Source organism: Streptomyces sp. NBRC 110035 (assembly GCF_000829695.1).
GTDB lineage: Bacteria > Actinomycetota > Actinomycetes > Streptomycetales > Streptomycetaceae > Streptomyces.
In genome coordinates this window covers 80,280-88,328 of record NZ_BBNN01000034.1, presented here as the reverse complement: position 1 = coordinate 88,328, position 8,049 = coordinate 80,280, and the positions used below count along the sequence as shown (strand labels likewise).

Sequence of the window (8,049 nt, the reverse complement as noted above, 5' to 3'; positions counted from 1 at the left end):
GGGCGGATCGGCAGGCGGTTGACCGGGCGGCCGGTGGCCGCGCGGACCGCGGCGGCGATGGCCGCCGGCGAGGTCACCACCGGCACCGCGCTGACCGCCTTCGCGCCGAACGGCGCGACCACGTCCCGTTCCTCGACCAGCTTCACGATCCGGATGTCGGGCACGTCCAGGGCGGTCGGCAGGGCGTAGCCGGTGAGGTCGGGGTGCCGGACCAGACCGCGCGGTGTGCGCAGGTTCTCGGTGAGCGCGGCCCCCACGCCCTGGGTGACGCCCGCTTCGATCCGGGCGGCCAGCTGGGCCGGGTTCAGCACCCGCCCCACGTCCTGGGCGACGGCCAGTTCCACGACCCGTACGGAACCGATCTCGATGTCGACGTCGACCACCGCGCGGATCGCGCAGAACGCCATCCCGACGAAGGCGTCGCCCTGGCCGGACTCGTCCAGGGGCTCCGTGGGGTGCGGACGGCACTGGGCGGTGGCCCACAGCTCCTTGCCCACCAGTTCGTCGGCGACGGGCGTCGACAGCACGCCGTCGTAGGAGGTGATCCGGCCGTCGCTGATCTGGAGCAGTTCGGCGGACATGCCGAACTTGTGGGCCAGGGGCGCCAGGAGCTGGGTGCGGACCATCTTCGCCGCGCGCTCCACCGCGCCGCCCGACACCCAGGTGTGCCGGCCGCGGCTGCCCGCGCCGGCCGAGGGCTGGTCGGTGTCCACGGGGGCCACCCGCACCTCGTCGACGCCGAGGATCTCCTGGACGATCTGCCGGGCCAGCGTGGTGAAGCCCTGGCCGGTCTCGACGGCCGCGCACAGCACCGTCGCCACCCCGTCCTGGACCTTCACGGTGGCCGTGGACACCTCGTCCGCGCCCTCGCCGCCGAGCATGTGCACCATGCCCAGGCCGTAGCCCACACCGCGGCGCACCGCGCCCGGTTCGCCCGCGCCCTCGGGGCCGCCGGGCAGCAGCCACTCGTCCTCGGGGGTGTCCTTGGGCAGCGGCGGCAGCGGGTGGTCCCGCACCGCCTCGAGGAGTTCGGCGACCGGGGCCGGGCAGGTCACGGTCTGGCCGGTGGGCAGGACGTCGCCGGTCGCCATGACGTTGCGCATGCGCAGTTCGGCCGGGTCGAGGCCGAGTTTCCTGGCCAGCTTGTCCATCTGCGCCTCGTAGGCGGCGCACACCTGCAGGGCGCCCTCGCCACGCACGTGGCCGGAGGGCGGGTTGTTGGTGCGGACCGCCCAGCCCTCGATGAAGGCGTTCGGGACGACGTAGGGGCCGCAGGCGAAGGAGACGGCGGCGGCCAGCGCGTCCGAGGACGTGTCGGCGTAGGCTCCCGCGTCGAGCAGGATCTGCGCCTCGACCTTCACCAGCCTCCCCTCGGCGTCGGCGTGGTGGCGGTAGCGCAGCAGGGTGGGGTGGCGGTGGGCGTGCCCGAGGAAGGACTCCTCGCGCGTGGCGGTGAGTTTGACCGGGCAGCCGGTCTTCAGCGCCAGCAGGCCGAGCGGCAGCCGGAAGCTCTGGTCCTCGCGGTCGGCGGTCGCGCCGGGCACCCCGGTGACGACGATCTTCACGCGCTCGGGGTCCAGGTCGAACGCGGCGGCGGCCTCGTCCCGGTCGCCGTGCGGGTCGGTGGAGGCCAGGTACAGCTCGACGCCTCCGTCCGGGCGGGGAACGGCGAGTCCGGCCTCGGCGCCGATGGGCGCGGGGTCCTGGCGGCCGATGCGGTACAGGCCGTCGACGACGAGTTCACCGGCCGCGTCGGGGTCGCCGTGGCGCAGCGGGATGTGGCGGATCAGGTTGCCGTCGGGGTGCAGCGGCTCGGCCTCGAAGGCCTGTTCGGGGTCGATCACCGGGTCGAGCACCTCGTACTCGACGATGACGGCGGCGGCGGCCATCCGCGCGGTGTCCGGGTGGTCGGCGGCGACGGCGGCGATGGCCTCGCCGTGGTGGCGTACGACGTCGGAGGCGAAGACCGGGCGGTCGGACCGGCCGCGCTCGTACACCGGGGTGCCGGGGACGTCCTCGTGGGTGACGACGGCGTGCACGCCGGGCATCTCGCGGGCGTGGGTGGTGTCGATGGACGCGATCCGCGCGTGCGGGTGCGGGGAGCGCAGCACGGCCGCCCACAGCAGGCCCTCGGCCCACAGGTCGGCGGCGTACGGGAAGGTGCCCTCGGTCTGGGCGCGGGTGTCGGCGGCCGGCAGGGAGACACCGAGCCCGCGCGGGGGCGCCTCCGTCCCGGCGGCGTCCTCCGTGGTCCGTGCGGCCTGCACGGTGGCGGCCTCGTTGCTCATGCCTGGCCTCCGTCCCGGCCGTGCGGCCGGTCATGCGGTCCGGGGTCCGTGAAGGCGGCGGGGCCGACGCCGCCGGCGCCCGGTCCTGCCTGGTGCGGGATGCGGAACTCGCCCGTCCCGCCGCCGGATCCGTGTTCCGGTCCCGTGCCCCGGTGCGTGTCCCGGTCCTCGTCCTGGTCGTCCTGGTCGTCCTGGTCGTCCTGGTCGTCCTCGGCGTGCGCGGCGAGTTCCTCGCGTTCGGCGACGACCTCCTGGACGGCGTCCACCACGCCCCGGTAGCCGGAGCAGCGGCACAGGTTGCCGCACAGCGCCTGGCGGGTCTCCAGCGGGGTGGGCGCCGGGTTGCCCTCCAGCAGGTCGTGCACGGTCATCGCCATGCCCGGTACGCAGAAGCCGCACTGGACCGCGCCGCACCGCGCGAGCGCGCGCTGCACGTCCGACGGCCGGCCGTCCTGGGCGAGGCCCTCGACGGTACGGACCTCGTTGCCGGCCGCGGTGACGGCCGGGACCAGGCAGGACGCGACGAGCCGGCCGTCGACCTGCACGTTGCAGGCCCCGCACTCGCCCTGCGAGCAGCCGTCCTTGGCGCCGGCGAGGCCGAGGCGCTCGCGCAGCACGTAGAGCAGCGACTCGCCGATCCAGGCGTCGGTGACGGGCCGGTCGATGCCGTTGACGCGCAGCACGTAGGAGGCGAGGGGGTGGTCGTCGTGCGCGGCGACGAGGAGCGGTTCGTGCCCGGGTGACGTGTCGTCGGGTACGTCCGGGCCCGCGTCCGGGTCCGCGCCCGTGTCGAGGGGCGGGGCGGGTTCGGGGGCCGCGGGTTCCGGTCCGGCGTCCCCGTCCGGGGACGTCCCGGTGTGGTCCCTGGCGCCCTCGGGTGCCGCTGCGGCCGAGGGGGCTCCCGGGCCCTCCTGGGCGTCGTGCGGCTCCTGGGGCGGCTGGACGTCCGCGACGGCCTCGTCGGCTCCGTCGGCTCCGTCGGCTCCGTCGGCTCCCGGAGCCTGCCCGTGCCCGTCGGCGGGCCGTGCGGCGGCCTCCGGATCCGGCTGCGGGTGCTCGCGGAACTCCGGGGCGGACGGTCCGCCGACCGCCTCCGGGTGGGCCTCGGGGCCGGGCCGCCAGTGGGGCTCGGCGGGGGCCGGCTGTGGCACCCCGGTCGACCGGGGCGGGGTGTCGTGCCCCGGGGCGGGCCACCCGTCGGTCCGCTCCGCTGCGGGGTCGGCGGTGTACTCCTGGCCGTACGCGGGGGCCCTCTGGCCGTGCTCCGCGCGCCAGTCGGTCTCCGGGCCGCCCTGCCCGCGGCCCTGGCCCCCGTCCTGTCCGCGCTCCTGCTCCCGGCCTGGAGCGGAGTGGGGGTGGTGCTCCGGGTCCACGCCCGGCACTCCGGGGCCCCACGGCTGTCCGATGGCCTGCGCGGCCCAGGGCGCGGAGGCGCCGCCCGGGAGGGTGGGGGGCGGGGTGACCGGCGGGGTGGCGCCCCACTGCTCGGCCAGCGCGGAGGTGGTGAACTCGCCGGACTCGTCCGGGAGGTCGCCGCCGGCGACGGGGATCGACCACTGGCCGGTCACGTCGGAACCCGGCGCCTGCGCCGGGCCGCCGGCGCCGGGCGGTTCCTCGAAGTGCCACTGGCCCAAGGCCCCGGGGTCGTACGTGAACCGGTCCTGGCCGCCGTACTGCTGCGCCGCCTGCGCCCCGGGGTCCTCCCCCGCCTGCCCGGCCTGCGGGTCGTGCCACTGGACGCCGTCGGCGGGGGCACCCGGCACCGCCCAGCCGCCGGCGACCGCGGGGTCGGTGCCCGCGGGGTCGGTGCCCGCGGTGGTGGCGGTGATGGACGGCGGCACGTAGCCGTGGCCGGGTGCGGCGAGCGGGCTCTCCATCGAGTCCAGCAGGGCGTCGATGCCCCCCTCGGGGAGCTTCACGAAGGCGGTGGCGCCGTCGTCGTAGTCACCCTGGGGCAGCGGGTCCCAGCGGCCTCCGCCGCCCTGGGACGTGCCGGACGTGCCCTCTCCGTGCTGGTCGTCGGTCACGACAGCGCCCTCCCCAGTGCTCGTCGGGCCAGTGCGGCGACGGTGCGCCGCAGGTGCAGTACCGCGGGCGGCAGCGACGGGACGGAGCCGTCCTCGTCGGGTACCGGATCGGGGATGCAGGCCGCGGCGACGTACTCCCCGAACGCCTTCAGCGCCTCCGGCACGAGCGCGCGGTTGTTGTCCCAGTCGATGAGCTGGGCGACCCACTGCTCGGCCTCCAGGGGCCGCAGCGCCATCGGCGCTATGGCGCCGACCGCGCAGCGGACACCGCGCCGGGCGGGGTCGAGGACCAGGGCGACGGAGGCGACCGCGCGGCCGGGGCCGGTGCGGCCGGTGGCCTTCAGGAAGACCTGCGGGGCGTGCAGCAGCGGCACGCGCACGTAGCCGATGAGTTCACCGGCGCGCAGCATGTCCATCCCGGCCAGCAGGTGCGACACCGGGATCTCCCGGCGGGCCCCGCCCCGGCCCGCGATGATCAGGGTCGCCTCGAGCGCGGCCAGCACGGGCAGCGCGTCCCCGGTCGGGGCGGCGGAGGCGATGTTGCCGCCCAGGGTGCCCGCGTTGCGGATGTGCGGCGGTCCGGCGGCCCGCGCGGAGGCGGCGAGCGCCGGGATGAGGGCGGCGAAGTCGGGGCGGCCCATACGGGCGTGGGTGAGGCCGGCGCCGAGCAGCGCGTGGCCGTCCTGGTACTGCCAGCCGCGTATCTCGCTGATCCTGCCGAGGCCGACCAGTGCCGTCGGCCTGAGCTGCCCGGAGTTGACGGCGGCCATCAGATCGGTGCCGCCCGCGACGGGCACGGCGGCGGGCACGGCTGTCAGCGCCGCCACGGCCTCGTCCAGCGTCGTGGGCAGCGTCACGGACTGCGCCGCCTGCGGTGCGTGCGTGCTCAAAACCGACTAGCCCCTTCCCGCGACCCCACCTGGCCCCACCTGTTGCAGCCGTACGGTACGACCTGACAGGGCGGACGTGGCAACTCTGGCACATCTTCGCGAGCACCGAGGACAGGGGTCCACTAGGAGACGTTCACCCACCTCACAGCCCAATTGGACCGTTTTCGCACACCATCGCCCGTGCGATCGAATGAGAACGGTTCAGTGGCACTTGCACCCTTTTCGCACGACCTGTTCACCAGGGGGTGGACTTCCGCGCATGGCCGGTTCCGGCCGGGGTGCGCGTCACCGGCCCGGTACCCGCTACCGGTTCGGGGGTACGCCGTCGAGGGGGCGGCCCAGCACGCCGGGGCGCCGCTGCCAGGGCAGCGGGCCGGTGGGCGGGCGGTAGGCGACGCCGAGGGCGTCGAGCCGCCGGTAGTGGGCGGTCATCCGGCGCTCGAAGTCGGCGAAGTCCCGCTGCGCGGGCGCGGGCAGCGGGCTCCAGGCGACCTCGGCGAGGGCCACGAGCCGGGGGAAGACCTGGTAGTCCACCCGCGCCTGGTTCTCGGTCACCTCGGACCAGGCGTTGGCCTGGGTGCCGAGCACCCGCCCGGTCTCCTCGGGCGTGAGGTCCGCCGGTACGGGCTCGAACCGGTAGACGTCCTCCAGGGTGCGCACGTACCCGATCGGCACCGGCTCCTCGGGGCCCGCGTCCTGACGGTGGTCCAGGTACACGTGCTGCTCGGGGCACATGACCACGTCGTGTCCCGCGCGGGCGGCGGCGGCCCCGCCGGCGTAGCCGCGCCAGGAGGACACGGCGGCGCCCGGGGGCAGGCCGCCCTGGAGGATCTCGTCCCAGCCGATCAGCCGGCGCCCGCGCGCGGCGAGCCAGCCGGCGAAGTGCCCGATGAACCAGGGCTGGAGGGCGTCCTCGTCGGCCAGTGAGAGAGCGGCGATCCGTTTCTGCGCGGCCTCCGAGGCACGCCACTGGTCCTTCGGGCATTCGTCGCCGCCGATGTGGACGAACGACGAGAACGAGGGGGACGGCGCATACGCGGCGGGACCCGCGGCGTCGGCGGGGAACAGCTCCAGGACTTCCTCGAGGACCCCTTCGTAGAAGCGCAGGGTGGTGTCGGTGGGGGCGAGTACGTTCGGGCTGATCCCCCAGGTGTCCCAGACTGTCAGCGAGGAGGTGTCGACGACATCGGTGTTGCCGAGTTCCGGATACGCGGCGATGGCGGCCTGCGAGTGGCCGGGCACGTCGATCTCGGGAACGACGGCGATATGCCGCTCGGCCGCGTAGGCGACGATCTCCCGGATGTCGTCCCGCGTGTAGTGGCCGCCGTGCGGTGTGTCGTCCCACAGGGGCGAGGCGCGGTGGCCGGTTTTCGTCCGGGTCCGCCAGGAACCCACCTCCGTCAGCCGCGGGTACCGTTCGATCTCGATGCGCCATCCCTGGTCGTCCGTCAGGTGGAGGTGCAGGACGTTGAGTTTGTGCGCGGCCATCAGGTCGAGGTGGCGCAGCACGCCTTCCTTGGGCGTGAAGTGCCGGGCGACGTCGAGCATGAGGCCGCGCCAGCGGAAGCGGGGGGCGTCCTCGATGGTGACGTGCGGCACGGCCCGGACCCGGTCGCGGGCGAGCGGAGCCCTGCGGTACGCGTCGGGGCCGAGGAGCTGCCGCAGCGTCTGGGCACCCCAGAAGACACCGGCCGCGCCGCCCCCCTCGATCAGGACGCCGTTCCGGTCGCTGACGAGGCGGTACTCCTCGGGGCCGAGCCCGGAGCCGAGCCGGAGCCGGATACCGTCGCCGCCGGTGTCGTCGGGCTCCCGTCCCTCGCGCAGCGGCAGGCCGGTGGCCTGCCGGAGCACGGTGCGCAGCCAGTGTCCGACGCCCTCCGTCGCAGTGCCGGCACAGAGCCGGGAGTCCGCCGTCAGCCGCACTTCGCCCGACCCGGCGACGACGCTGCGCGGTGCGGGAATCAGTTCCGTCGGTGCTGTCATGTCAGTCCTTCACCGCGCCGCCCAGGCCGGAGACCAGGCGCCGCTGTACGAGTACGAAGAAGACCAGTACCGGAACCGTCATCACCGTGGACGCCGCCATCACGCCGCCCCAGTCGGGATCGTCCGGCTTGTAGAAGACCAGCAGGGCCATCGGGAGTGCCGACTGCGAGGTGTCGCTGATGATGAAGGACTTGGCGAACAGGAAGTCGTTCCAGGCGGAGAGGAAGGAAAACACGCTGGTGGCCACCAGCCCCGGCAGAACGAGCGGGAAAAGGATCTGCCACAGGAACCGCGCGCGGCGCGCGCCGTCGAGGCAGGCGGCCTCCTCCAGCGCGTCGGGAACGGCTTTCACGAAACCCCGCAGCATCCAGATCGCGAACGGCAGCGAGAACGCGGTGTGCGGCAGGATCAGCGACCACAGCGTGTTCAGTTGGCCCGCGTCCCGCATGAGGAAGAACAGCGGGATCGTCAGCGCTTCCACGGGCACCATCTGGGCCACCAGAAACATGATCAGCAGGGTGGTCCGCATACGGAACCGGAATCGTGTGACGGCGGTCGCCGCGAGAAAGGCGATCAGCGCGGAGGCGAGCACCACGGCGACCGCGACGACCACGCTGTTGAGGAAGTACCGGCCGAATTCCTCCTGCCCGAACACACTCCGGAAGGAATCCAGCGTGGGGGCCGGGGTCCACGGCCGCGGCCGGTCCGACTCGATCTCGCCGGCCGGTTTGAAGGCGCTGAGCACCATCCAGTACAGCGGGAAGGCCACCACCACGGCGACCGCCAGCGCGGTCGCCCCGGCGGCCAGTCGCCACGGACGCCGTACGAACCCGCGCACAGGATCCACCCGGCGCACCCCGT

5 protein-coding genes are annotated in these 8,049 nt (G+C 74.5%); all 5 read right to left on the bottom strand.

Annotated elements, in window-relative coordinates; translation table 11 throughout:
• Positions 1-2,288 (bottom strand): xanthine dehydrogenase family protein molybdopterin-binding subunit (locus TU30_RS23520; RefSeq protein ID WP_042173401.1); only part of this gene is annotated, 2,288 nt, incomplete at its 3' end.
• Entirely contained in the window at positions 2,285-4,315 is a 2,031-nt protein-coding gene (locus tag TU30_RS23515; RefSeq protein WP_042173262.1) for a 2Fe-2S iron-sulfur cluster-binding protein, read from the bottom strand. The genes TU30_RS23520 and TU30_RS23515, both read right to left, overlap by 4 nt.
• Positions 4,312-5,205, bottom strand: coding sequence for a xanthine dehydrogenase family protein subunit M (locus tag TU30_RS23510; RefSeq protein WP_042173260.1), 894 nt, complete (start codon positions 5,203-5,205; stop codon positions 4,312-4,314). The genes TU30_RS23515 and TU30_RS23510 overlap by 4 nt, the downstream gene beginning before the upstream one ends.
• 303 nt (positions 5,206-5,508) lie before the next feature.
• The gene (locus TU30_RS23505) at positions 5,509-7,188 is read right to left on the bottom strand and encodes a beta-N-acetylhexosaminidase (RefSeq protein ID WP_042173258.1); all 1,680 of its coding nucleotides are present in this window, start codon (positions 7,186-7,188) and stop codon (positions 5,509-5,511) included.
• A gap of 1 nt (position 7,189) precedes the next feature.
• On the bottom strand, positions 7,190-8,035 hold the full coding sequence (locus tag TU30_RS23500; RefSeq protein ID WP_042173399.1) for a carbohydrate ABC transporter permease: 846 nt from the start codon (positions 8,033-8,035) through the stop codon (positions 7,190-7,192).
• Between the last annotated feature and the right edge of the window lie 14 nt (positions 8,036-8,049).